This window comes from Mycobacterium sp. 360MFTsu5.1, assembly GCF_000383495.1.
GTDB classification, from domain to species: domain Bacteria; phylum Actinomycetota; class Actinomycetes; order Mycobacteriales; family Mycobacteriaceae; genus Mycobacterium; species Mycobacterium mucogenicum_B.
Map to the genome: position 1 here is coordinate 1 of NZ_KB911477.1, position 24293 is coordinate 24293.

Here is a 24293-nt window from a genome sequence, read left to right on the forward strand (position 1 = left end):
TGTCACGCCAACGTCCACCACGACGGGTGGGACGTCGTCATGGGACTGGACAAACACCCCTGGCTCATCCCACCCGCCACCGTCGACCCCCACCGAAAACCCATCCCCGCCCACAACCGCCGCACCATGCGACTCGACAACGCCGCCTAACACCTAAAGCAATGCGCACCTTGACAACTCGACAGTGACAATGCAACGCGGGCCTGCTGCTTCAACCGCAGCGGAGCCGAAGCAGCAGGCCCGCACCCGGACGGCGCCCGACGAGCTGCCACCGACAGCACGCCCAGCTCGGTTGCGGACGTACGTGGCGCCAGCCTCAGGCCTGCGTCATCTTCCAATAGGCCCCGCGCCGCTCCAGCAGCTCGTCGTGGGACCCACGCTCGACGATGCGCCCGGCCTGGACCACGAGGATCAGATCGGCGTCGCGGATAGTGGAAAGTCGGTGCGCGATAATGAAACTCGTCCGATTGCGCCGCAGCTCCGCGGTGGCCTGGGCGATCAGCAGCTCGGTGCGGCTGTCGACCGAACTGGTGGCCTCGTCGAGGATCAACAGCTGGGGTTGCCGGACCAGCGCTCGCGCAATGGTGATCAGCTGCTTTTCGCCGGCGCTGATGTTGACGCCGTTCTCGTTGAGTCGCGTCTGGTACCCGTTCGGCAGCGTGTGCACGAAATGGTCGACGCGCGCGGTGCGGGCCGCCTCGATCACCTCGGCCTCGGTGGCGTCGGGACGTCCGTAGGCGATGTTGTCGTAGATCGTGCCGCCGATCAGCCAGGTGTCCTGCAGCACCATGCCGATGCGCGACCGCAGCTCGGCGCGGCTCATCGTCGCGATGTCGTGGCCGCCCAGCAGGATTCGACCGAAATCCGGCTCGTAGAACCGCATCAGCAGGTTCACCAGTGTGGTCTTGCCGGCCCCGGTCGGCCCGACGATGGCCACGGTGGTGCCCGGTTCGGCGACGAACGACAGGTCTTCGATGACAGGAGTCCCGGGTACGTAGGAGAAGTTGACCCGCTCGAACTCCACGAGGTCCGGCGAAGCCGAGAAACTGCCGGCCGCCGGCGAGAAACTGCCGGCCGCAGCCGAGCCGCGGTCCAGCACGCCCAAGCCACTATCGGGTGCCGCTGCCCCACGGCCAAGCACCGGCCCAGCCACGACTCCGGACTCTTCGTCGGCGTCCAGGAACTCGAAAACCCGCTCGGCGCTGGCCATCCCGGACTGCATGGTGTTGTACATCGACGCGATCTGGGTCAGTGGCTGGTTGAACTGTCGCACGTACTGGATGAACGCCTGGATGCTGCCGAGGCTGATCTGCCCGGTCGCCACCTGGATACCGCCGACCACCGCGACGCCGACGTAGCTGATATTGCCGATGAACGTCGTGATCGGGGAGACCAGCCCAGACAGCGACTGCGCCCCGAAACTTGCTTGGTACACATCGTCGTTCAGTTCGCGGAACTTCTCCTCCGCCAGTGCCCGGTGCCCGAAGGTCTTGACGACGGTGAAGCCGCTGTAGGTCTCTTCGATGTGGGCGTTGAGCCGGCCGGTATTGCGCCACTGCGCCATGAACTGTTGCCGCGACCGCTTGGTGATGATGCGCGTCGCCAGCAAGGTGAGCGGCACCGTCAGCACGGTGATCAACGCCAGCAGCGGCGAAATCCAGATCATTGCCGCCAGCACCGTCACTACTGTCAGCGCCGAGGTCAGCAGTTGACTGACGGTGATCGTCAACGACGTCTGGACGTTGTCGATGTCGTTGGTGACGCGGCTGAGAATCTCCCCGCGGCGACGGGAATCGAAGTAGGACAACGGCAGCCGGTGAATCTTGTCTTCGACGTGGGAGCGCAGCGCGAACATGGTGCGCTGCACGATGGTGTTGAGCAGTCGGGCCTCGGCCCACACCATCACGGCTGAAACCAGATACAGCAGCAGCGCGAGCGTCAGCACGTGGCCGATCGCTGTGAAGTCGACGCCCTGGCCCGGAACGACATCAGACCCGGCGAGCAGGTCGGCAAAGGTGTTGTCGCCCCGCGCCCGCGCCGCTGCCACCGCCTGTTCACGGCTGATGCCCGCCGGCAGCCCGCGGCCCAGAACCCCGTTGAACAACAGGTCGGTGGCATGGCCCAGGATGCGCGGCCCTATCACGCCGACGGCGATCCCGGCGATGCCCAACAGCATCACCACGATCACCCGGCGCCGTTGCGGCGCCAGCTGTTTCACCAGCCGCAGCGCCGTGTCCCGGAAGTTCTCGGACCGCTGACCCGACGCCAGCATGGCGGCCGACGGCGGCCGGGTCACGCCAGGCCTCCGGCCACGACCGCTTGCGAGTCGGCGAATTCGCGGTACACCGGGCACGACTCGATCAGCTCGGAATGCGTGCCGACGCCCACCACGCGGCCGTTGTCGAGCACGACGATCTGATCGGCGGCGGCGACCGTCGAAAGGCGTTGGGCGACAATGATCACCGTGGCATCGGCGGCCGCCGCGGACAACGCGTCCCGCACCCGGGCGTCGGTGTGGACGTCCAGCGCCGAGAAGGCGTCGTCGAACAGGTACACCGCCGGCCGTCGGACCACCGCGCGGGCGATGGCGAGGCGCTGGCGCTGTCCACCGGAGAAGTTCGTGCCGCCCTGTGCGACGGGCATGCCGAGCCCCTCGGGGTGGTCCGCCACGAAATCGGCCGACGCGACACCGAGCGCGGCCCACATCTCGTCTTCGGTCGCGTCAGCCTTGCCGAATCGCAGGTTGTCGGCAACCGTGCCGGAAAACACATGCCCGCGCTGCGGCACCACCCCGATCATCGACCACAGCTGTTCAGGGTCGTAGTCCCGCACGTCGACGCCGTCGACCATCACGGAGCCCGAGGTGACGTCGTACATCCGGCACAGCAGTGCCATCAGCGTCGACTTGCCGGAGCCGGTCGATCCCACGATGGCCGTCACCGTCCCGGGCGAGGCGGTCAGTGAAACCCCGTGCAGCACAGGGTCGTCGGCCCCGGGGTACCCGAAGGTGGCGGCCGCCACCTGTATCTCCCCGCGCCGCACCTCCGGCACCACGGGCGAATCGGGCGCCACGATCGACGGCTCGGTCGCGAGCACGTCGGTGATCCGATCGGCGCACACCGACGCCCGCGGCAGGATGACGAGCACGATGGTCACCATCAGCACGGCCATCAGGATCTGCATGAAGTAGGACAGGAACGCGATCAGCGAGCCGACCTGCATCTGGCCGTGATCGATCCGGATTCCGCCGAACCAGATCACCGCCACGCTGGACAGATTCACCACGAGCGTGGTCGCGGGCAGCATCAGGGCCTGCCACCGGCCGACAGTGAGGGTGGTGTCGGTCAGGGCGTGATTCGCATCGGCGAACCGCGCACGTTCGGCGTCCTCCCGCGAGAAGGCCCGAATCACGCGAATGCCGGTGAGCTGCTCGCGCAGCACCCGATTGATGTTGTCGATCAACCGCTGCATGCGGCGGAACAGCGGCAGCAACCGGGAGATGATGAGGTAGTTGCACACCGCCATCACCGGCACGCTGACCAGCAGCAGCCACGACAGGCCGGCGTTCTGGTGCACGGCCATCGCGATGCCGCCGATGCACATGATCGGTGCGGTGATCAGCATGGTGCAGGTCATCTGCACCAGCACCTGGATCTGCTGGACGTCGTTGGTGGTGCGGGTCATCAGCGTGGGCGCGCCGAACCGGACGGCTTCGGCGTTGGACCAGCCGAGCACCTGGCGGAACACTGCCCAACGCAGGTCGCGGCCGAACCCCATGCCGGCGCGGGAACCGAAGTAGACCGCGCCGACGGCGCACAGCACCTGCAGCGCGCTGACGGCGAGCATGGCGGCGCCGAGCCGCCCGATCACGGCGGTGTCGCCGCGAGCAACGCCGTGGTCGATGATGCGGGCGTTGAGCGTCGGCAGATACAGCGAGGCCAGCGTGCTGATCAGTTGCAGCGTCGCCACCACCGTCAGCTGCCGCCGATACGGCCTCGTGTACTGCCGCAGCAGTGCCCAGAGCATGCGGTTACTGTGGCACACCCGGGAATGCTTGTAGAAAGACCAGGTCAGTCGGCATGTCGGTGGTTGACCTCCGAACCTGCCGCTACAGTGCATGGCGTGACCCGCAGACAGGTGAAGACTGCCGCCGCGACCGTGCTTGCCGCGGCGATGATTCCGGCGATGTCCGCCTGCTCGGACGGCGGCAACGGTGGCAGCGCTCCGGCGGGCGGCCCCTCGGGCCCGGCGGCGTCCGGCCCGGCCAAGCACGGCCCGATGTTCCCGGTGTGCGGCGGCGTCAGCGATCAGACCGTCAGCCAGCTGACCCAGGTCCCCGGCCTCGTCAACACCGCGAAGAACTCCGTCGGCTGCCAGTGGCTGGTCAACGGTGGCATCCTCGGTCCGCACTTCTCGTTCACCTGGTACCGGGGCAGCCCGATCGGTCGCGAACGCAAGACCGAGGAACGGACGCGAGCCGACGTCAACGACATCAACATCAACGGCCACTCCGGGTTCGTCGCACTCGGCGAGGACCCGATGATCGGCAAGAGCCTGTGTGAGGTCGGCATCCAGTTCGATGACGACTTCATCGAATGGTCCATCAGCTTCTCGCAGAAGCCGTTCCCCGATCCGTGCGACATCGCCAAGGAACTGTCCCGGCAATCGATTGCGAACGCGAAATGACACGACGGAAACTGGCCGGAGCGGTCGCCGTGATGTCGGCGTTGGCGCTGGTGGGTTGCGCGCGCTCCGTCGAGGGCACCGCACTGAAGGAAGGCGCCGGCGGCGGCAGCGAGCACTCGGCGGATTCCTACCCGAACCTGCTCAAAGAGTGCGACGTGCTGACCAACGACGTGCTGGCCAAGACGGTCGGCGCGGACCCGCTGGACATCCAGAGCACCTTCGTGGGTGCCGTGTGCCGGTGGCAGGCGCTGAACCAGTCGGCGGGCCTCATCGACATCACGCGGTTTTGGTATGAGCAGGGCAGCCTCGATGAGGAGACCAAGGTCGCCCAGCACCTGAACTACAAGTACGAGACCAAGGCGATCGCCGGCGTGAAGTCGATCATCATGCACCCGAACGACCCCAACGGTTCGTGCGGTGTGGCCAGTGACGCCGCCGGTGTCGTGGGCTGGTGGGTCAACCCGCAGGGCCCGGGCGCGGACACCTGCGGCATGGCCACCAAGCTGATGGAGCTGACGCTCGCCACCAACTCCTAACGAGGGATGTGGAACTGATCCAACGTGGCGCTGCGCAGCTCCAGCTGCGACCAGTGCCGCTTGGTGTGCAGAACCGCGATCGCCGACGTCGGGTATTTCATCGCGATCTCGCCGGCGGCGTCAGGGTCGCTCGTGTCGAGCGACGCCAAACTCAGCGCGAGCGATGACATGACCGGTTCGTGGCCGATCACCAGCAGCGTGTTCGCCGCCTCCGGCGCGCCGTTGATGACCTCGATGGCGATGCCTGCCGTCGCGTCGTAGAGGCGCTGGACGTAGGTCACGGGTGCGGTGATGCCGGTGCGTTCGAGCGTCTGCCGGGTGCGGGTGGCGGTCGAGCACAGAACGGCGTCGACGGGAGGGAGATGTTCCCGAATCCAGTCGCCGGCGAGTGCCGCTTCGCGGATGCCCCGCTTGGCGAGCGGCCGGTCGTGGTCGGCGACCCCGTCGGGGTAGTCGGATTTCGCGTGCCGCAGCAGGATCAATGTTCGGGTTCCCGTCACCCGCCCACCGTAGATCCCCAGAGTTGTCGGTGCCCGGTTTTACACTCGCCGCATGCGTTTCGTCCACACCGCCGACTGGCAGCTCGGTATGACCCGGCATTTCCTGGGCGGTGAGGCGCAGCCGCGCTACTCAGCCGCGCGCCGTGACGCCGTGGCGCGTCTCGGTGCACTGTGCACCGAGGTCGGTGCCGAATTCGTCGTCGTGGCCGGGGATGTCTTCGAACACAACCAGCTCGACCCGCGCGAGGTCAGCCTGTCGCTGGAGGCCATGCGGGCCATCAAGATCCCGGTGTTCCTGTTGCCGGGCAACCACGATCCGCTGGATCCGTCGTCGGTCTACACCAGCTCGCTGTTCCTGGCCGAATGCCCGCCGAACGTCACGGTGCTCGACGGCGTGCACGAACTGCGCCCCGGGGTGCAGATCGTCGGAGCGCCGTGGCGTTCCAAGGCGCCCACCACGGATCTGACGGGCGAGGCGGTGGCCGAGTTGCCGCCCGATGGCGTCACCCGAATTGTGGTGGGCCACGGTGGGGTAGACGTCCTCGATCCCGATCCCACGAAGCCGGCGCTGATCCGGCTGGCCGCTGTCGAGGACGCGGTACGGCGGGGCGCGGTCCACTATGTGGCGTTGGGGGACAAGCACTCTCGCACCGAGGTCGGCAGCACCGGCCGGGTGTGGTATTCCGGCGCGCCCGAAGTCACGAATTACGATGACATCGAGGCGGATTCGGGCCACGTCCTGGTGGTCGACGTCGACGATGCGGATCAGTCGGTCACGGTCGAGTCCCGCCGGGTGGGGCAGTGGCGGTTCGTCACGCTGCGCCGGATCGTCGACACGGACCGCGATATCGCCGACCTGGACCTGAACCTCGACGGCCTGCCGGACAAGGAACGCACCGTCGTCCGGCTGGCGCTGACCGGCTCGCTGACCATCTCCGACAAGGCCACCCTCGACGCCTGCCTGGATCGCTACGCGCGCCTGTTCGCCGCGCTGACGACCTGGGAACGCCACACCGACCTAGTCGTGGTCCCGGCCGACGGTGAGTTCTCGGACCTCGGCATCGGCGGGTTCGCCGCGGCGGCGGTCGAGGAATTGGTCGGCACCGCAAGCGCTTCGGGCGACGACGGCGACGACGCCCGTGCGGCGCTCGCGCTGCTGCTGCGCCTGGTCGATCGGGGGAGCGCGGCATGAAGTTGCACCGGCTGGTCCTGACCAATTACCGCGGCATCGCCCACCGCGAGATCGAATTTCCCGAGCGCGGTGTGGTGGTGGTCGCCGGCGCCAACGAGATCGGCAAGTCCTCCATGATCGAGGCGCTCGATCTGCTGCTGGAGTCCAAGGACCGCTCGACCAAGAAAGAGGTCAAGCAGGTCAAGCCGACTCATGCTGACGTGGGTGCTGAGGTGACGGCCGAAATCTCCACCGGCCCTTACCGGTTCGAGTACTACAAGCGGTTCCACAAGAAGGCCGAGACCCGGCTGACCATCCTCGCGCCGCGCCGCGAGCAGCTCACCGGCGACGAAGCGCACGACCGGGTGCGCGCGATGCTCGAGGAGACGGTCGACACCGAACTCTGGCGGGCCCAACGCATTCTGCAGTCTGCCGCCATGGTGCCGGTCGATCTCGCCGGATGCGATGCGCTGGCGCGGGCACTCGACGTCGCGGCCGGCCAGGCCGGTGCGCTCGAGGGCGCGCTGTCGGGCAATGAGCCGCTGCTGGTCGACCGGATCGACGCCGAGTTCTTGAAGTACTTCACGCAGACCGGCCGCCCCACCGGTGTGTGGGCCGAGGCCATCAAGGGCCTGAAGGCCGCGCAGGCCGAGGTCGCGGCGCGCACCGCCGCGGTGGCGGAGGTCGACGAGGCGGTGCGCCGGCACGGCGAGCTGACGATGGAATTGGCCACGGCCACTGAGCAATTGGCGGCCGCGGAGGTACGGCTGGCGGCGGCTCGGGAAGCGGCCACCGCGGTGGCGCGAGTCCGCGACGACCTTGCCCAGGCGCGCGTGCAGGCGCAGGCGGCGGTGGCGACCTCGACGGCAGCACGCAGCGCACTCGACGAGCGGCAGCGGCTGCAGGCCGACGTCGAGCAGCGGACGGGCAGCATCGGTGAACTGACAGCGGCCTCCGAGCACGCCGCGCAGCAGCAGGTGGCCGCGGCGCAGCTGCAGCAGGCCGCCGATACCGCCGTGGCCGTGGCACGGTCCGTGGTGGAAACCGGCCGCGCCCGCTTGGATGCGGCGCGCCGGGTGGTGGACCAACTCTCGCAGCGCGCTGAGGCCGTTCGGTTGGCAGGCCTGCTGGAGCGGGTGCAGGCCGCCGCCGACGAACTGGCTGCGGTTGCGGATCAGCTGGGCAAGATCACCCTGACCGCGGCGGGCATGCGCGCCATCGAAACGGCTGCCGCAGCGGTGGACCGGGCAGCCGCGGCCGCTGAACTCGCCTCGGCACGAATCGAATTGGTGGCGCACGGCGACGTCGAGCTGCGGGTCGGCGACCAGGACGTGACGCTGTCCGCCGGCGCGGAGTGGACCACGAGCGCGGGCAGTCGCACCGACGTCGAGCTCCCCGGGCTGCTGACGGTGCGGGTGCTGCCCGGCACCCCGGCCGCGGACACCAGCGCGGTTCTCGATGCGGCGCGCAATGCGCTGGCGGCGGCGCTGCAGCCGCACGGCGTCGCCGACGTCGAGGCCGCGCGGGCCCTGGACGCCCGGCGGCGCGAACTCGAAGCCGAGCGTGACCGGCTGACCGTCACCCGGCAGACCCTGCTGGGCGCCGACACGGTCGAGGAGCTCGCAGCTCGGCTGGCGGGGCTGCGGGAGCAACTCGGCGACACCGACGCCATCGACGTCGGGGCCGCCCGGGCCGAGCTGGAAGCTGCCGACGCCGAACAGCGCCGGGCGGCAGCCGATTACGAGCAATGCCGCGACACGGCCACTGCCGCGGCCGCCGCGGTGGCGGCCGCGCTGACCGCGGCGACGGTCGCCCGCGAGAAGGTGACGGCGGCGACGACCGCGCTCACCGAGGCCACCGAGCGGTTGGCCCGGCAGCGCGAGCTGGAGGACGACGCGGCGTTGAGCCAGCGCGTCGCGGCGCTGGGAGAGCAGGCGGCCGCAGCCACCGCGCGCGAACAGGAACTCGCCGCCGCACTGGCTGCCGCCGCGCCCGAGGCCGTCGACGCGGAACTGGCGGCGGCCACCGCGGATTCGGTCCGGCTCGCTACCCGGCGCCGCGAACTCGACGACCAATTGCGTGATGTGGCAGCGCAATTGAAGGTGTACGGGACGCAGGGCCGCCAGAGCCAGCTCGATGCTGCCGAGATCGCGCTGCGGCACGCGGAGTCCGAGCATGCCGCGGTGGGCCGTCGGGCCCGGGCCGCCGAACTGCTGCGCACGGTGATGGGCCGGCACCGCGAGCAGGCCCGGCAGCGGTACGTGGCGCCGTTCCGCACCGAGGTGGAACGGCTGGGACGCATCGTGTTCGGCGACAGCTTCGCCGTCGAGGTCGACAGCGATCTGCGGATTTGCAGTCGCACCGTCGCGGGCACCACCGTGCCGTACGAGAGCCTGTCCGGCGGGGCCAAGGAACAGCTGGGGATCGTCGCCCGACTGGCCGGAGCGGCGTTGGTGGCCAAGGAGGACACCGTCCCGGTGATCATCGACGACGCACTGGGGTTCACCGATGCGGGCCGCCTGACCCGGATGGGTGAGGTGTTCGACGCGGTCGGCGGCGACGGCCAGGTGATCGTGCTGACCTGCAGCCCCGAGCGTTATGCCAGCGTCGGCGACGCGACGCGCATCGAGCTCACCGCTTAGGCCCCTGGTAGACCGCGTTTCGTGACAGACTGCGGCGGTGATCGCTGACTTCGTCGTCGTGGGTACGGGCTCGGCCGGTGCGGTGCTGGCTGATCGACTGAGCGCCGACGGCACCGCGCAGGTGGTGGTGCTGGAAGCCGGAGCCGTCGACAAGAACCAGTTCATCCATATCCCGGCGGCTTTCGCGAAGCTGTTCCGCGGCGAGTTCGATTGGGATTACTCGACCGAACCGCAGCCGGAGCTCGCCGACCGCCGCATCTACTGGCCGCGCGGCAAGACCCTCGGCGGTTCGTCGTCGATGAACGCCATGATGTGGGTCCGCGGCCTGCCCGCGGATTACGACGAGTGGGGTGAGCTCGCCGGCGAAGAGTGGTCGTACGCGGCCGTGAAGAAGTACTTCGACCGGATCGAGGCCGGGCCGCTGGTGCTCAGCCCGCAGCGCAGCCCGCGCGGCGTCACCGCCGCGTGGCTGGAGGCCGCCGAGCAGTCCGGTCATGAGGGGTTCGTCGAGACCCGGGTGTGTCAGCGCCGTGGCGCGCGCTGGAGCACCGCCGACGCCTACCTGCGTCCGGCTCTGAAGCGGTCCAATCTGCATCTGCGCACCGGCGCCACGGCAACCCGCGTGCTGATCGAGGACGGGCGGGCGGTCGGCGTCGAGTACGAAGCGGACGGTCGTCGTCAGGTCGTCCGCGCGCGCCGTGAGGTGATCCTGTGCGGCGGCGCGATCAACAGCCCGCAGCTGCTGATGCTGTCCGGCATCGGTCCGCGCGAGCATCTGGCCGAGCACGGCATCGACGTCGTCCACGATGCGCCGGGCGTCGGCTCGAATCTGCTGGATCACCTGGTGGTGCTGCTCGGGTTCGACGCCAACTGCGAGACCCTGATCAGCGCGGAGAAGCCGGTGCAGCTGATCAACTACCTGACCCGCCGCCGCGGCATGCTCACCTCGAATGTCGGTGAAGCATATGGCTTTGTCCGCAGTGATCCCGATCTCGCGCAGCCCGACATCGAGCTGATCTTCGCGCCGGCACCCTTCTTCGACGAGGGCATCGGCGAGGCCTACCCGCGCGACGCGGTGGCGATGGGGCCGATCCTGGTGAAGCCCAAGAGCACCGGCACCATCCGGCTGGCCTCGGCCGACCCGTTGACCAAGCCGATCATCGACCCGCGCTATCTGTCCGACCCCGAGGGCGCCGACCGCAAGGCACTACTGGCGGGCTTGCGGATGCTGGCGGACATGACCCAGGCCCCGGCGCTGAAGGGACTGCTCGGCGACATCGCTCGCCCGGTGGGCGCGCACGATCTCGACGACCGCACGCTGGAGCTGGCACTGGCCACCACGTCGCACACGCTGTATCACCCGACCACCACGTGCCGGATGGGCACTGATGAGGCCAGCGTGGTCGACCCGCAGCTCCGCGTCCGTGGTGTCGCGGGGCTGCGGGTCGCCGACGCTTCGGTGATGCCGACCATCATCCGGGGCCACACTCACGCCCCGAGCGTGCTGATCGGTGAGAAGGCCGCCGACCTCATCACCGCCTGAGGTCAGAAGTACGCGTTGGCGGGAATCGCCGTGCCGTGCAACAGGTTCTGTCCGACCACCCGGGCCTTGTAGCCGACGGGATTGTGCAGCGTGATGGTGCGGATATTGCGCCAGTGCCGGTCGAGGTTGCGTTGCCGGCTGGCCGCGCTGGCACCGCCGAGCTCGAGGAGCTTGGTGGCGGCGCGCGGCGCGATGTCGTCCAGGTGCACCTTCACCTTGGCCGCCTGCAACTGGGCCTCCGCGACCAGCGCCGCGTCGGGCACACCGTCCGGACCGGTCGAATCGATGGCCGCCCCGATCGCCGCCGCCGCATCCAGTACCGCGGCCCGGGCGATGTAGGCAGAGCTGGCCAATTCGCCGAGTTGGCGCTGCAGCAGCGGGTCATCGGTCGGTGACGCCGCGGAGGCATGGCTGAAGCTGCGCTCGCGGGACCGCAGGAGCGCAATCCCGTCGTCCACGATGTTCTCCAGAATGCCGGCCACCACGGCGTGGATGTACAGCTGCAGCAGGGTGTACTGCACCGACGGCACGGGCTCGGCGTCGTACGGCGTGTCCGAGAGCACCTCGTCGGGCAGCACCGTCACGTCGCGGAAGCGCGTCGTGCCGGTGCCGGTACGGCGCTGGCCGAAACCGTCCCAGTCGTCGATGATCTCCACGCCCGCGCGATCGGCGGGGATGATGACGATCGCCACCGAATCATGATCGGTGGTCGCCGTCACGGTCAGGTAGTCCGAGAACAGGGTTCCGGTGCTGTAGAACTTCTCGCCGGTCAAGGTGAAACTGCCGTCGTGGCCCGGCGTCAAGCGGGTGTTGAACACGAGGCTGCCCACCGCGTGGGAGCCCTTCTCGCTGAACGCATTGCCGAACACCTTGCCGTCGACGACCTTTTCGAGCCAGGCCCGGGATCCGGGCTGGTCCAGGGTGCGCAGCCGCTCTTCGACGAACCAGAAATGCGTGCGGAAGATGTGCGCCACCACCGGATCGGCGCGGGCGACGTCGATGACGGCGGAAAACAGTTGCGGCACCGTGAGTCCGGCGCCGCCCAGCTCGGTAGGTAGGCGCAGGGTGCCGAATCCGGCCCGCTTGAGCGCGGCCACCTGGTCGAACGGATTCACGTCTTCCAGATCGCGGTCTTTGGCGCCTGCGGCGATATCGGCCAGCAGGTCGTTCCACGTGGTTGTGTCGGGGAGGTCGAGGATCGTCATGACCCAGTTCTACGTACCAGCACAGTCACAGGCACTGCTTACGCTCGCGCCGAACCTAAGGCGGCACAATGAGTGGCGATGACCATGAACGCCAAGCGCCGCAAGGCGCACGACAAGCTCGCGGCGCTGCCGGGGGTGCGGTCGGTGCGGCGACCGGTTCGGTCAAGTGGCGCTGAGGAATTCGATCTGTTCTATGTGCGGACCGGTCCGCCGGGCGACCATCCGCTGGTCATCATTCCGGGCGGGCCGGGTGCGGCGTCCATCGGGCATTACCGCAATCTGCGGCGTCATGCGACGGCCGCCGGCCTGGACGTCATCATGGTCGAGCACCGCGGCGTCGGCATGTCCCGGCACGACGACGCCGGCGCCGACCTGCCCACGGAGGCGCTGACCATCGAGGCCGCGGTCGACGACATCGCGGCGGTTCTGGACGACGCCGACGTCGAGTCGGCGGTGATCTACGGCACGTCGTACGGCAGCTACCTGGCGGCAGGTGTCGGCGTGCTCCATCCCGGCCGGGTGCACGCGATGGTGCTGGACTCGCCGCTGCTGTGCGCCGACGACATCGACGCGGTGCGCGAGGCCACCCGGGCCGTGCTGTGGGACGGCACCGCGCCGTCGACGGAGGGGCTGGCCAGCCGGGTGCGGGGTCTGGCCGCGGACGGGCAGCTGACGCCCTGGGTGGTGCAGCTGGCGACGGGACTGTACGGCCTGGTCGGTCCGGAGGTGCTGGAGCAGCAGCTCGAGTTGCTGCTCACCGGACGCGGACTGCTGTGGCACGCCATCGGGCACAGCACCAAGCTGTTGTTCGAGAGCAAGACGCCGTACCGCCATGAACCCGACCTGGTCGAGCACATCGGCTACCAGGAGCTCAACTACGCTCCCGAACCCGACGGCCTGCCGATCGACCCGGCGCTGGCGTACCGCGAATCCGCCACCGGTGACCCGGATTTCGTCGCGGAACCGTTCGACCTCGTGGCCGCGATGCCGGGATTCGACTGGCCGACCGTGGTGATCTCCGGCGGGCGGGATTTGATCACCCCGCCGGCCGTCGCCCAGCGGGTCGCCGGGCTGATTCCCGGCGCCGTACTGCTGGAACTGCCCAGCGCGGGCCACAGTGTGCTCGACATGCGCGAAGGTGCGGCACTGGCCATCGCCACCGCGGTGTGCGCCGGCGAATACGCGGAATTGCCGGACCGGGCAACCGAATTGGACACTGCGCCGCCGGACTTCACGGTGCGCCTGATGGTCAAGGGCATCGCGACGGCCGCGGCCGCCGAGTCGCTGGTGCCGGCCGGGCTGCCGCGGGCCATCAGGCAGCTCAGGACCTGGTAGTTCAGGACTTGATGAAGCCGATCGTCATGTAGTTGAGGTCGCCCAGGCCCGCTGGGCCGTAGTTCGCCAAAGTGCTTCGGACCGCAGCGTTTCCGGGTGATTGCGCGAGCGGCAGGCTGAATGTTTCGGCCCACAGCATGCGGTCCAGCTGATTGGCCAGGGCCTGTGCCTTGACGGGATCGAGTTCGTCGAGCGTCTGCTCGATCTTGGCGTCGATCTCGGGCGTGCCGACCTTGCCGAAGTTGCTCTCGCCGCCCGAGGCGTAGATCTGGGTCAGACCACTCAACGGGAAGGCGTCGCCCTGCCAGGCGAAGGCGGCGATGTCGAAGTTACTGGGAATGATGTACTGGCTGAAGAAGTCTGCGCCCGAGGACACCACGAGTTCCAGCTTGACGCCGATATCGGCGAGGGTTTTCTGCGTCAGCTGCCCGATCTGCCGGCCGCTCGGGGCGTCGTAGAAGACGATCCGCACCTTCAACGGCTTGCCGTCCTTCTCCCGCACCGAGCGGCCCGCGGGCAGCTTCCAGCCCAGCGCGTCGAGTTCGCGACGTGCCGCCTCCGGGTCGAAAGGTGTCCCGCCGCTGTTGTTCTGGTAGCCCGCCTGCCCCGCGACGTAGATGTGGTTGTTGAGTGGCACCGGGTTGTCCACCAGGCCGTGCTGCAGGACCGTCACGATGGTTTTTCGGTCGATGCCCATGGCGACCGCATGCCGCACTGCCGGATCGGCGAGGATCGAACCGGGCGCGCCGTTGAAGGTCAGGTGCGACCAGGTGGGTCCCGGCGCGGTGCGGATGTCGACCCCCTTTGTGCGCCGGGCGCGCACCATGTCGTCGATCGACCCCAGCCCGGTGGCATCGATGGCGTTGTTCTGCAACGCCGGGATACGCGCGGCGTCGTCGAGCACGAGGAACGTGATGCTGTCCAGCAGCGGCCGGGCGCCCCACCATTTCGGATTGCGGGTCAACGTGATTCGCTGCGCGCCGCGGTCGACGTTCGAGACGACGAACGGACCGGCCGACGGCCCGGGCTTGTTCAGCTGTCCCTTGTTGAACACCTCGGGATCGGTCGTCGAGACCTTGGGCAGCAACATGCCGTTGCCCGCGAACATGCCGCGCCACTCGGCGTAGGGCCGGGTGAACGTCATGACGGCCTGCCGGTCGTCGACGCCGCGGGTCACCGAGGCCACCCGCTCGCTGCCGTTGGGGCTCGCGATCTGGAACCGGGGGTCCTTGCCGGTCGTCGCGGTGACCTCGGCGGCGATGTCCTCCCAGGTGATCGGGGCGCCGTCGCTCCAGACCGCCTTGGGGTTGATGGTGTAGGTGACCACCTGCGGATTGGTGCTGGTGAGCCGGATGTCCGTGAAGTAGTCGTGGTTGACGGTGGTCGAACCGTCGGGTCCGACGATGAACGCCCGCGGCAGGGTGGGCCGGAGGATCGCGGCGGTGTCGACGGTGTTGCCGTCGATGTTCAGCGTGTTGAAGTTGTCCGGGAACGCGGTGAGCGCCAGGCGCAGATTGCCGCCGTCCCTCAGGGTCGCCGGGTCGCGCGGGTTGAGGTCGTTGGCCGCACCGAGTTTCGGCGCGCCGGCGCTGGACCCGCGGTACTCGCTCGAGCAGCCGGCCACCAGGGCGATCAAGGCCACGAGAGCCACCACCAGTTGACTGCGACGGGACGCCATCATTCACCTCCCGGCTGCGGCACGGCATCGAGCAGCCGCTGGGTGTACGGGTCCTGCGGGGCGCTGAAAACCTGTGCGGCATCGCCCTGTTCGACGACGGCGCCCTTGTACATCACGGCCACCGTGTGGGCGAGATGGCGGACAACCGAAAGGTCATGCGAGACAAACAGATACGACAGGTCGAAGCGCTGCTGCAGATCCAGTAGCAGGTTGATGATGCCGGCCTGGATCGAGACGTCCAGCGCCGACACCGGTTCGTCGAGCGCCAGAATCTTGGGCTGACGCGCCAGGGCCCGGGCGATGCCGATGCGCTGCTTCTGACCACCGGAGAACTCGGCGGGGTAGCGGGCCGCGTCCTCGTGTCGCAGCCCGACGATGCCGAGCAGTTCGGTGACGCGGTCGTCGATCCGGTTCTTGTCGAAACCGCCGACTCGCAAGGGTTCGGACAGCACGTCGAACACCGGCAGTCGCGGATCCAGCGCCGCCACCGGGTCCTGGAACACCACCTGCAGGTCGCCGCGCAGCTCGCGGCGCGTGTCGCGGGTCAGGCCGGCCACGTCGTGGCCGAGCACCGTGATCGAACCCGATTGTGGCGCGGTCAGATTCAGGATCTGGTGCAGCGTGGTGGTCTTGCCGGAGCCCGATTCACCGACGATGCCCAGGGTGCGGCCCTGCCGCAGCTGCAGGCTGACGCCGTCGACGGCACGCAGCTCGCCGACCTTGCGCCGCAGCATCCCGCCGCTGAGCTTGAACGTCTTGACCAGGTCGCTCACCGCGAGCACCACCGGCCGGTCGGCACCGTCATCCGCGACGACCTCGGGTTCGGTTGCCACCCCGTAGATTTCGGCTGCGCTGCGCCCAGTCACCTGGTCGGTGTGGATGCAGGCAGCGGCGTGCCCGGGCGCGACGTCCAGCAGCGCGGGTTCGGCCGACCGGCAGTCGTCGTCGGCCAGCGGGCAGCGCGGCGCGAAGGGGCAACCCGGCGGGAGTGCCGCCATCGACGGTGGCGCGCCGGGGATCGGCACCAACCGCGAGCCCTGCGGCGCGTCGAGCCGCGGCACCGACCCCAGCAGGCCGACGGTGTACGGCATCACCCGGTCGCGGTACAGGTTCGCCACCGGCGCGGTCTCGACAGCCCGGCCGGCGTACATCACCATTGCGCGGTCGGCGAATTCGGCGACCACACCCAGGTCGTGCGTGATCATCAGCACCCCGGCGCCGGTGACGTCGCGTGCGGTGCGCAGCACATCGAGGATCTGCGCCTGCACGGTGACGTCGAGCGCCGTGGTGGGTTCGTCACAGATGATGAGGTCGGGGTCGTTGGAGATCGCGGTGGCGATGACGACGCGCTGGCGCTCACCGCCGGACAACTCATGCGGGAACGCACGAGCGCGGGCCGCCGGCTGCTTGATGCCGACCAGTTCGAGCAGTTCGACCGCCCGGGTCCGTGCGGCCCGCCGGTCCATCGAACGGTCGTGCACGCGAAGGGCTTCGGCGATCTGGTCGCCGACGGTGTACACCGGGGTGAGCGCCGACATCGGGTCCTGGAACACCGTGCCGATCACCCGGCCGCGCACCTGGGACATCGCGTCGTCATCGAGCCCCACGAGCTGCGTGCCCTGCAGTTTCACCGAACCGGTCACCTGCGCGTGCTCGGGCAGCAGACCCACCACCGCCATCGCGGTCGCGGACTTACCGGCGCCCGATTCACCGACCAACGCCAGTACCTCGCCCGGGGCAATGTGAAAGTTCATGCCGCGCACCGCCGAGACGTCCTCGTCGGACGTCTGGAAGGTGACGGTGAGGTCGCGGACCTCGAGCAGCGGCGCGCTCATCGCTTCACCTCCGACGACCGCCGACGACGCGGCCGTGCCGAGGGATCGAGCGCGTCGCGCAAGCCGTCGCCGATCAGGTTGGCGCACAGCACGATCAGTACCAGAACGCCGGCCGGGAACAGGAACACCCAGGGGAACGTGGTGACCGACGGCGTGCCGTCGGCGATCAACGTACCCAGGGACACGTCGGGCGGCTGCACGCCGAAACCCAGGTAACTCAAACCGGTTTCGGCCAGGATCGCGACGCCGACGTTGAGTGTGGTGTCGATGATGAGGATCGACGCCACGTTCGGCACGATGTGCCGGGCGATGATCCGGGCGTGGCTGACACCCATATACCGTGCGGCCGTGACGAACTCACGTTCGCGCAGGCTCATGGTGAGGCCGCGCACCATGCGGGAGCTGATCATCCACGAGAACGCCGCCAGCAGAATCACCAGCCACAGCACCGTGCTCTGGTGCCGGATGCGGGGCGTGACGATCGCGATGAGGATGAAACCGGGGATCACGAGCAGCAGGTCGACGATCCACATCAGCACCCGGTCGCGCCAGCCACCGAAGTAGCCTGCCACCGAGCCGACCGTCGCGGCGATGACCGTCGAGATCACGGCGACGCACACGCCGATCAGCATCGACTTCTGCATGCCGCGCAACGTCTGCGCGAGCACGTCCTGCCCGAGGGCATTGGTGCCGAACAGGTGCCGGCCGTCGGGAGGCTGCAGCAGGGCGTCGAAATCCATGTCGGTGTACGCGTAGGGGAGCAGCGGCGGCAGGGCGTAGCAGCCGACGAAGAGCGCCACCAGCAGCACGAGCGACACCACGGCGGGGCGGTTGCGGACGAAGCGCCGCGCCACCAACGTGCGCCGCGATGCGAACCGGGCGCGCGGCAGCCCGAACTGGACGCTCATGAGACCCGCACCCGGGGGTCGAGGGCGGCATAGACGACGTCGGACAGCAGGCCGCCGATCAGGATCGTCGTCCCGGAGAACAAGGTGAACGCGGCGACGATGTTGGCGTCCTGGCCTTGAATGCCCTGCACCATCCATTCGCCCATGCCATGCCAGCCGAAGATCTTCTCGACGAACACCGCACCGGTGACCAGGCCCGCGACGCCGTAGGCGAACAGCGTCGCCATGGGGATCAGCGCGGTGCGCAGCCCGTGCTTGAAGAGCGCCCGGCGCCGGGTCAGGCCCTTGGCGCGGGCGGTCCGGATGAAGTCCTGGCCGAGCACGTCGAGCATCGCGTTGCGCTGGTAACGGCTGTATCCGGCGATGGCGCCGAGGGCCAACGTGGCGGTCGGCAACACCAGGTGCTGCAGCCGGTCGACGAACCCGTGCCAGCCGCCCGCCGCGTAGGGCGAGGTCTCACCCGTGTACTGGAACAGCTGGAAGCCCAGCACCTCGTTGACGCCGAGCGCGCCGAGGATCAGCAGGTTCGCGATGACGAATGTCGGGGCGCTGAGAATCAGCAGCGCCAGCACGGTGATGGTGCGGTCGGAGAATCGATACTGCCGGATGGCCCCCCACGCCCCGATGATCACGCCGATGATGGAACCCAGGATCGACCCGATGGCCACCAGCCGCAGGCTGATCCACACCCGTCGTCCCAGTTCTGCTGAAACCGGTTGCCCGGTAACGGTTTTCCCGAAGTCGCCGTGCACCGCGCCGGACACCCAGTTGGCGTAACGCGGCAGCAGTGGCTTGTCGAGACCCAGGTCGTGGGCCTTGGCGTCGATGACGGATTGCGGCGGCCGCGGGTTGCGCTGTAACAGGTTGTCCAGCGGATGGAAGGTCACCGACGTCAGCGCGAACGTCAGGAACGTCGCCAGCGTCAACAGGATCGCGTAGTTGAACAATCGGCGGATCAGGAACCGCGTCATGGGTTGCTCGCTGGAAACCGCATCTGGACAGGTTAAGAGATCCCGGCGCACTAGCGCGGGATTGGCGCCCGATGGCCGCGGCCGTCCTGTTTCTGCGCAGGTGACGCACCAGTTCTGAATTCGGTGGAATACCTGAGGGTCGGGGCGACTTGAAACTGTTTGACCGGCTGCGTGCCCCAACGGTGTGGCGAATCGCGGCGGATCGCGTCTAGGTGGGAGACCCGCGATGACTCAAACCAAGCATTCTGAAATCAACAAGAAGTGGGCAGTCGGCGTTATCGCCGGGAGTATGGCTGTCTGTGCGTCGGCCGTGGTGCTTGTCGGAGCGCAGGCGCATTCCCTGAAAACGACATCGGCCAACGGCACTTCAGTCAGTTCCGTTGTCAGCGCCACGACGGTGGGGCCGATCATCAGCGCCGCGCCGGCGATCACCGGGCCCGCTCCGCTGTACCCGGGGCAGGACCCGGGCTAATCAGTTTCGCGGCGGAGAGGCCTTCGCTGCGGCCCAGATTCGATCTGCGCGCTATGAAGGGCGAACTGCCAGAAGCGATTCAGCGCACTGTCAGATTGCCGCGCTTGACTTGAGGCATATGACCGGCCGCCTGCACCGGCGGCGCGGCGCAGTTGTCCCAAGCACACGGGAGGCAAACCATGAGTCGACCAGAGACTTCCGGAATCACCATGAAATGGGCAATCGGCCTCATCGGCGGAAGCGCGGTGATGGGCGCCGCCGCGGTATGTGCCGGCGTGTTGGCAGGCCCGTCCCAGACGACGACGGCCAACAGCACGTTGATCACGTCGACGAGCACGACCGCGCCGGTCACCTTCGCGGCGCCGTCGATCACCGGCAAGGCTCCGCTGTGGGCCGGGCAGTCACCGGACACCAACCCGCAGGGCTAGATACCCGGGCCGATTCATAGCTCGCACATAGAATCGCCACAGTCGCGCCCCACACCAGTGCGAATAATGGAAGCTGTGACAGGTCCCAGCAGTACCGCCCGTGACAGTGAAGCCCCGCGTGTCGTCATGCACCGAGCTGACGGCAAGCCGATCAACGTTCTCGTGGTCGACGACGAGCCCGTTCTCGCCGAGCTCGTCTCCATGGCACTGCGCTACGAAGGCTGGGACATCGCCACAGCCGGCGACGGCGCGACGGCGATCGCGCTGGCCAAGGACAACCCTCCCGACGTGGTGGTACTGGACGTGATGCTGCCCGACATGAGCGGGCTCGATGTGCTGCGCAAGCTGCGCGAACAGATCCCGGGCCTGCCCCTGCTGCTGCTGACCGCCAAGGACTCGGTCGAGGACCGCATCGCCGGCCTCACCGCGGGCGGCGACGACTACGTGACCAAACCGTTCAGCATCGAGGAAGTGGTGCTGCGGCTGCGCGCGCTGCTGCGGCGCACCGGTGTCGCGAACGAAGCCGGTGACGCGCAGATCGTCGTCGGCGACCTGGTGCTCGACGAGGACAGCCACGAGGTGACGCGCGCCGGCGAACAGATCACCCTGACCGCTACCGAGTTCGAACTGCTGCGGTACATGATGCGCAACTCCAAGCGGGTGCTGAGCAAGGCCCAGATTCTGGACCGCGTGTGGAGCTACGACTTCGGCGGCCGCTCCAACATCGTCGAGCTCTACGTGTCGTACCTGCGCAAGAAGATCGACAGTGGCCGCGAGCCCATGATCCACACCCTGCGCGGCGCCGGATATGTCCTCCGACCCGCTCGCTGAGGCCGGCACGCGCATCTGGCAGCCGCGCACGTGGTCGCTGCGGGTGCGACTGCTGGTCACCCAGGTCCTGCTGCTGGCGCTGGTCATCGTCGGCGTCGGCGCCGCGACCGAGTTTGCGCTGCAGCGCTTTCTGCTGCACCAGCTGGACGACCAGGTGCTGGAGGCGGGCCGGCGCTCTGCCGCCATTTTCGAACTGCCACCGCCGCCCATGGCACCGCCTCTGACCGGCGGGGTGCCCAGGCCGTCCATGGACCCACATTTCCGGATGCGCTTCGACCCCGAGGCCGGCCCCGGCCCCGGCTTCCTCAACGCGCCCGGGCAGGCCGTGGGCACCATCGGAGCGGTGGTGTTCCGTGGCCAGGTCGACGCCGGTGTCATCACCTCCGAGGGCAGTCGTGACTCGGTAACCACCACGGCCACAGCACAATTGGCGCAGGTGCGACCCGATCGCAAGATTCGCACCATGGACATCGACGGTGTGGGGACCTACCGGGTCATCGGCCTGCATCCCCGCCACGGCGGTCCACAGACGATCGTCACCGGCCTGCCCACGCGGCACGTCGACAACACCCTGCTGTGGGTACTCGGCATGTTCTGCGCGGTGGGTGCTCTGGCACTGATCGGGGCGACGGTGGTCGGGGTGTGGATCATCCGCCGTCAACTCGCCCCGCTGTCACGGGTTTCCGCCGCCGCGCGTGATGTCGCGGACCGGGAGCTGGACCGCGGCGAGGTGCAGCTGCCGACGGAGATCGTGCACGTCGATCCCGTCGCCGCGCACACCGAGGTCGGCCAGTTGGGTTCGGCGCTGAACCGCATGCTGGACCGGATCGCCGGCGCGCTCGCGGCCCGTCATGCCAGTGAGACCCGGGTGCGCCAATTCGTGGCCGACGCCAGTCATGAACTCCGCACGCCGCTCGCCGCGATCCGCGGCTATACCGAACTGGCACAACGCAAGAGCGACGAGCTGCCCGCCGACGTCGCGCACGCGATGAACCGCGTCGAATCCGAGACGGTCCGGATGACCCGGCTCGTCGAGGACATGCTGCTGCTGGCCCGGCTCGATGCCGGCCGACCGCTGGAGATGGAGAACGTCGACCTGTCCCAACTGGTCGTCGACGCCGTCAGCGATGCCCACGTCGCCGGCCCCGATCACAACTGGTCGCTGGACCTGCCCGAGGAACCCGTCACCATCGAGGGCGATCCGGCGCGGCTGCACCAGGTGCTGGTGAACCTGCTGGCGAACGCGCGCACGCACACGCCGGCGGGCACGTCGGTGACGATCGCGCTGTCCGCCGATGCGGACGCCACGGTGATCAGCGTCGCCGACGACGGTCCGGGAATTCCAAAGACGTTGCAGCCCGAGGTGTTCGAGCGGTTCGCCCGCGGCGACTCGTCGCGGTCCCGGCAAGCCGGCAGCACCGGCCTGGGGCTGGCCATCGTCGCCGCGGTGGTGAAAGCGCACGGCGGCACCATCAGCGTCGACAGCCGGACCGGAGCCACGGTGTTCACCGTGCGCCTGCCCGCGGGCCCCGCGGCTCCGGCCTCACAGCCGCCGCACAGCATCGCCTCGACGTCCGCCTAATCAACGCTCCCACAATGAGACTGGTGACTCGCGAACTACGCCGCCGCCCGCTCGGCGAACAACTCCAGCTCGGGCTCCTGCTGGCGGGTACTGCTGTGTTGTACCTGTGGAACCTGTCGGTGAGTGGTTGGGCCAACAGCTTCTATTCAGCGGCCGCGCAGGCCGGTGCCAGTGACTGGACCGCAATGTTGTTCGGCGCCAGCGATTCCGGCAATGCGATCACCGTCGACAAGACTCCCGGCGCGCTGTGGGTGATGGATCTGTCGGTGCGGCTGTTCGGGCTGAGCTCCTGGAGCATCCTGGTGCCGCAGGCCCTGATGGGTGTGGCAGCGGTGGCGGTGCTCTACGCCGCGGTGCGCCGCGCCGCCGGGCCGGCTGCCGCTCTGCTGGCCGGGGCGGTGTTCGCGCTGACACCGGTGGCCACGTTGATGTTCCGGTTCAACAACCCCGACGCGCTGCTCGTCCTGCTTCTCGTGGTCGGTGCCTACTGCATGCAGCGAGCCTGCGAAAAAGACGCGGGCCGTTGGTGGTTGGTCGGCGCCGGGGTGGCCGCCGGATTCGCCTTCCTGGCCAAGATGCTGCAGGCGTTCCTGGTGCTGCCGGCCTTCGCGGCCGCGTATCTGGTCGCCGGGCCGTCGCCGGTGCGCACCCGGCTGTGGCGGCTGCTCGGCGGCGTCGTGGCGATGGTCGTCTCCGGCGGTTGGTACCTGGCGCTGGTCGAACTGTGGCCGGCCGCGTCGCGCCCGTATGTGGGCGGATCGCAACACGATTCGATCATCGAACTGGCGCTGGGATACAACGGCGTGGGCCGGCTCAGCGGGAACGAGCCCGGTGGTCTGGGCAACCCGAACTTCGATGTCGGCTGGGACCGGCTGGTCGGCACGAGCATGGGCAGCTACGCCGGTTGGCTGCTGCCCGCGGCACTGATCTGTCTGACCGCGGGACTGGTGCTCGCGCGGCGCGCCCCGCGGACCGATGCGACGCGGGCCGCCCTGATCCTGTGGGGCGGGTGGCTGGTGCTCACCGCCGCGGTGTTCAGCTTCGCGAACGGCATCGTGCATCAGTACTACACGGTCGCGCTGGCGCCGGCCATCGGAGCGTGCGTGGGTATCGGATCGGTTCTGTTGTGGCGCAACCGCGCTGCGTGGCCGGCCCGGCTGACCATGGCGGGCACGGTGGTGGCCACGGCGGCGATGGCGGCGATCCTGCTGGGCCGCGCTGACATCAGCTGGTTGCGGACCTCGGTACTGATCGTCGGCGCCGTCGCCGCACTGCTGCTACTGGTGCCGCCCCGATTCAGCCCTGCGCGCCTGGCGGTGGCCGCGGCGGTCCTGGTGTCCCTGGCGGCCCCGACCGCGTATTCGATTGCCACCGCAGGTGTTTCGCACACCGGCGCGATGCCGTCCGTGAGCGGGCCCGGCGGACACAGTTCGGGGTGGGGTCCGCCTCCTCCCGGGCACATGAAGGCCCGGGGCCCCGCCGGTGGGCCGGGCGGTGCGATGGGCGCTCCGCCACAAGGATTCCGGCCGGGCGGCGGCCTCTTCGACTCTCCCGAGCCCAGCGCTGCGGTGAACATACTGTTGAGCACCGACGCCGCGAAGTACCGCTGGGCGGCCGCCGTCATCGGCTCCAACAACGCCGCCGGCTACCAGCTGGCGGCCCGTGTCCCGGTCATGGCGATCGGCGGCTTCAACGGCACCGATCCCGCGCCCACGCTCGCGCAGTTCCAGCAGTACGTCGCCGCCGGCCAGATCCACTACTTCATCGAAGGCGACGTCAAGATGGGCTGGGGACGCCACAGTCAGGACGACGCCAAGCAGGAATCTCAGCAGATCGCCGCCTGGGTCGGCGAGCACTACACCGCCACGACGGTGGACAACACCGTCGTCTACGACCTGACCCGGCCGCGTTGACCTTGCGATGGGGGTGCGGGGTCCTCGTACTCTTGCGCCCAGGCCGCGGAGTCAACA

Annotated in this window: 19 protein-coding genes and 1 pseudogene; 12 read left to right on the plus strand and 8 right to left on the minus strand. The window is 68.6% G+C overall.

What is annotated here, in order from left to right; translation table 11 throughout:
* A pseudogene (locus H289_RS33220) lies at window positions 1–150 on the plus strand (HNH endonuclease); the annotation flags it as partial.
* Between the two features lie 166 nt (window positions 151–316).
* Here the strand turns inward: H289_RS33220 and H289_RS0127450 are convergent.
* Both H289_RS0127450 and H289_RS0127455 read right to left on the minus strand, forming a co-directional pair.
* Window positions 317–2272, minus strand: coding sequence for an ABC transporter ATP-binding protein (locus H289_RS0127450; protein WP_029105828.1), 1956 nt, complete (start codon window positions 2270–2272; stop codon window positions 317–319).
* A 20-nt stretch (window positions 2273–2292) separates the two neighbouring features.
* Complete coding sequence (locus tag H289_RS0127455; protein ID WP_036421705.1) at window positions 2293–4026, minus strand: ABC transporter ATP-binding protein; 1734 nt, start codon at window positions 4024–4026, stop codon at window positions 2293–2295.
* 147 nt (window positions 4027–4173) lie between these two features.
* Between H289_RS0127455 and H289_RS0127460 the strand changes: the two genes are divergently transcribed.
* Both H289_RS0127460 and H289_RS0127465 read left to right on the plus strand, forming a co-directional pair.
* Window positions 4174–4686 carry a DUF3558 domain-containing protein gene (locus H289_RS0127460; RefSeq protein ID WP_036421708.1) on the plus strand — a complete coding sequence of 171 codons (513 nt, stop codon included), beginning with the start codon at window positions 4174–4176 and terminating at the stop codon, window positions 4684–4686.
* Window positions 4683–5222: a DUF3558 domain-containing protein gene (locus tag H289_RS0127465; protein ID WP_020104072.1), complete on the plus strand. Its 540-nt coding sequence runs from the start codon at window positions 4683–4685 to the stop codon at window positions 5220–5222. Before H289_RS0127460 ends, H289_RS0127465 begins: the two co-directional genes overlap by 4 nt.
* Here H289_RS0127465 and H289_RS0127470 read toward each other — a convergent pair.
* The gene (locus H289_RS0127470) at window positions 5219–5722 is read right to left on the minus strand and encodes a SixA phosphatase family protein (protein ID WP_020104073.1); all 504 of its coding nucleotides are present in this window, start codon (window positions 5720–5722) and stop codon (window positions 5219–5221) included. The genes H289_RS0127465 and H289_RS0127470 overlap by 4 nt on opposite strands.
* A gap of 52 nt (window positions 5723–5774) precedes the next feature.
* Here H289_RS0127470 and H289_RS0127475 point away from each other — a divergent pair, with 52 nt between their 5' ends.
* Genes H289_RS0127475 through H289_RS0127485 form a run of 3 tightly spaced genes read left to right on the plus strand, consistent with a single transcriptional unit; the run spans window position 5775 to window position 11078 of the window.
* Window positions 5775–6914, plus strand: coding sequence for a metallophosphoesterase family protein (locus H289_RS0127475; RefSeq protein WP_020104074.1), 1140 nt, complete (start codon window positions 5775–5777; stop codon window positions 6912–6914).
* The gene (locus tag H289_RS0127480; protein WP_020104075.1) at window positions 6911–9535 is read left to right on the plus strand and encodes an AAA family ATPase; all 2625 of its coding nucleotides are present in this window, start codon (window positions 6911–6913) and stop codon (window positions 9533–9535) included. The genes H289_RS0127475 and H289_RS0127480 overlap by 4 nt, the downstream gene beginning before the upstream one ends.
* 37 nt (window positions 9536–9572) lie before the next feature.
* Window positions 9573–11078 (plus strand): GMC family oxidoreductase, encoded by a 1506-nt coding sequence (locus H289_RS0127485; RefSeq protein ID WP_020104076.1) that lies wholly within the window; start codon window positions 9573–9575, stop codon window positions 11076–11078.
* A gap of 2 nt (window positions 11079–11080) precedes the next feature.
* Here the strand turns inward: H289_RS0127485 and H289_RS0127490 are convergent, their stop codons facing one another.
* Window positions 11081–12283: an acyl-CoA dehydrogenase family protein gene (locus H289_RS0127490; RefSeq protein WP_020104077.1), complete on the minus strand. Its 1203-nt coding sequence runs from the start codon at window positions 12281–12283 to the stop codon at window positions 11081–11083.
* A gap of 78 nt (window positions 12284–12361) precedes the next feature.
* Between H289_RS0127490 and H289_RS0127495 the strand changes: the two genes are divergently transcribed.
* The gene (locus H289_RS0127495) at window positions 12362–13618 is read left to right on the plus strand and encodes an alpha/beta hydrolase (protein ID WP_020104078.1); all 1257 of its coding nucleotides are present in this window, start codon (window positions 12362–12364) and stop codon (window positions 13616–13618) included.
* Between the two features lies 1 nt (window position 13619).
* Here H289_RS0127495 and H289_RS0127500 read toward each other — a convergent pair whose 3' ends face one another.
* From H289_RS0127500 to H289_RS0127515, 4 genes are read right to left on the minus strand one after another with little or no spacing between them, the layout of a single operon-like run.
* Complete coding sequence (locus tag H289_RS0127500) at window positions 13620–15296, minus strand: ABC transporter family substrate-binding protein (protein ID WP_029105830.1); 1677 nt, start codon at window positions 15294–15296, stop codon at window positions 13620–13622.
* Entirely contained in the window at window positions 15296–17131 is a 1836-nt protein-coding gene (locus H289_RS0127505) for a dipeptide ABC transporter ATP-binding protein (RefSeq protein WP_020104080.1), read from the minus strand. Before H289_RS0127505 ends, H289_RS0127500 begins: the two co-directional genes overlap by 1 nt.
* Window positions 17128–18039, minus strand: a complete 912-nt coding sequence (locus H289_RS0127510; RefSeq protein ID WP_020104081.1) for an ABC transporter permease — start codon at window positions 18037–18039, stop codon at window positions 17128–17130. The genes H289_RS0127505 and H289_RS0127510 overlap by 4 nt, the downstream gene beginning before the upstream one ends.
* Entirely contained in the window at window positions 18036–19010 is a 975-nt protein-coding gene (locus H289_RS0127515) for an ABC transporter permease (protein ID WP_020104082.1), read from the minus strand. Before H289_RS0127515 ends, H289_RS0127510 begins: the two co-directional genes overlap by 4 nt.
* Window positions 19011–19236: 226 nt before the next feature.
* Here H289_RS0127515 and H289_RS0127520 point away from each other — a divergent pair, with 226 nt between their 5' ends.
* From H289_RS0127520 to H289_RS0127540, 5 genes are all read left to right on the plus strand, one after another.
* Window positions 19237–19482, plus strand: coding sequence for a hypothetical protein (locus H289_RS0127520; RefSeq protein WP_131810109.1), 246 nt, complete (start codon window positions 19237–19239; stop codon window positions 19480–19482).
* Between the two features lie 179 nt (window positions 19483–19661).
* Window positions 19662–19910 (plus strand): hypothetical protein, encoded by a 249-nt coding sequence (locus H289_RS0127525; RefSeq protein ID WP_155944282.1) that lies wholly within the window; start codon window positions 19662–19664, stop codon window positions 19908–19910.
* Between the two features lie 126 nt (window positions 19911–20036).
* On the plus strand, window positions 20037–20741 hold the full coding sequence (locus tag H289_RS0127530) for a response regulator transcription factor (protein ID WP_020104085.1): 705 nt from the start codon (window positions 20037–20039) through the stop codon (window positions 20739–20741).
* Window positions 20719–22323, plus strand: a complete 1605-nt coding sequence (locus H289_RS0127535) for a sensor histidine kinase (protein ID WP_020104086.1) — start codon at window positions 20719–20721, stop codon at window positions 22321–22323. Before H289_RS0127530 ends, H289_RS0127535 begins: the two co-directional genes overlap by 23 nt.
* A 14-nt stretch (window positions 22324–22337) precedes the next feature.
* Window positions 22338–24236, plus strand: a complete 1899-nt coding sequence (locus H289_RS0127540) for a glycosyltransferase family 39 protein (RefSeq protein ID WP_020104087.1) — start codon at window positions 22338–22340, stop codon at window positions 24234–24236.
* Window positions 24237–24293 lie beyond the last annotated feature (57 nt).

Excerpts from the sequence above, each read along its gene's own strand:
- H289_RS0127450 (WP_029105828.1), bottom strand. The coding sequence starts at position 2,272 with ATGCTGGCGTCGGGTCAGCGGTCCGAGAACTTCCGGGACACGGCGCTG.
- H289_RS0127455 (WP_036421705.1), bottom strand. The coding sequence starts at position 4,026 with ATGCTCTGGGCACTGCTGCGGCAGTACACGAGGCCGTATCGGCGGCAG.
- H289_RS0127460 (WP_036421708.1), top strand. The coding sequence starts at position 4,174 with ATGATTCCGGCGATGTCCGCCTGCTCGGACGGCGGCAACGGTGGCAGC.
- H289_RS0127465 (WP_020104072.1), top strand. The coding sequence starts at position 4,683 with ATGACACGACGGAAACTGGCCGGAGCGGTCGCCGTGATGTCGGCGTTG.
- H289_RS0127475 (WP_020104074.1), top strand. The coding sequence starts at position 5,775 with ATGCGTTTCGTCCACACCGCCGACTGGCAGCTCGGTATGACCCGGCAT.
- H289_RS0127480 (WP_020104075.1), top strand. The coding sequence starts at position 6,911 with ATGAAGTTGCACCGGCTGGTCCTGACCAATTACCGCGGCATCGCCCAC.
- H289_RS0127490 (WP_020104077.1), bottom strand. The coding sequence starts at position 12,283 with ATGACGATCCTCGACCTCCCCGACACAACCACGTGGAACGACCTGCTG.
- H289_RS0127495 (WP_020104078.1), top strand. The coding sequence starts at position 12,362 with ATGACCATGAACGCCAAGCGCCGCAAGGCGCACGACAAGCTCGCGGCG.
- H289_RS0127500 (WP_029105830.1), bottom strand. The coding sequence starts at position 15,296 with ATGGCGTCCCGTCGCAGTCAACTGGTGGTGGCTCTCGTGGCCTTGATC.
- H289_RS0127505 (WP_020104080.1), bottom strand. The coding sequence starts at position 17,131 with ATGAGCGCGCCGCTGCTCGAGGTCCGCGACCTCACCGTCACCTTCCAG.
- H289_RS0127510 (WP_020104081.1), bottom strand. The coding sequence starts at position 18,039 with ATGAGCGTCCAGTTCGGGCTGCCGCGCGCCCGGTTCGCATCGCGGCGC.
- H289_RS0127515 (WP_020104082.1), bottom strand. The coding sequence starts at position 19,010 with ATGACGCGGTTCCTGATCCGCCGATTGTTCAACTACGCGATCCTGTTG.
- H289_RS0127520 (WP_131810109.1), top strand. The coding sequence starts at position 19,237 with ATGACTCAAACCAAGCATTCTGAAATCAACAAGAAGTGGGCAGTCGGC.
- H289_RS0127525 (WP_155944282.1), top strand. The coding sequence starts at position 19,662 with ATGAGTCGACCAGAGACTTCCGGAATCACCATGAAATGGGCAATCGGC.
- H289_RS0127530 (WP_020104085.1), top strand. The coding sequence starts at position 20,037 with ATGCACCGAGCTGACGGCAAGCCGATCAACGTTCTCGTGGTCGACGAC.
- H289_RS0127535 (WP_020104086.1), top strand. The coding sequence starts at position 20,719 with ATGTCCTCCGACCCGCTCGCTGAGGCCGGCACGCGCATCTGGCAGCCG.
- H289_RS0127540 (WP_020104087.1), top strand. The coding sequence starts at position 22,338 with ATGAGACTGGTGACTCGCGAACTACGCCGCCGCCCGCTCGGCGAACAA.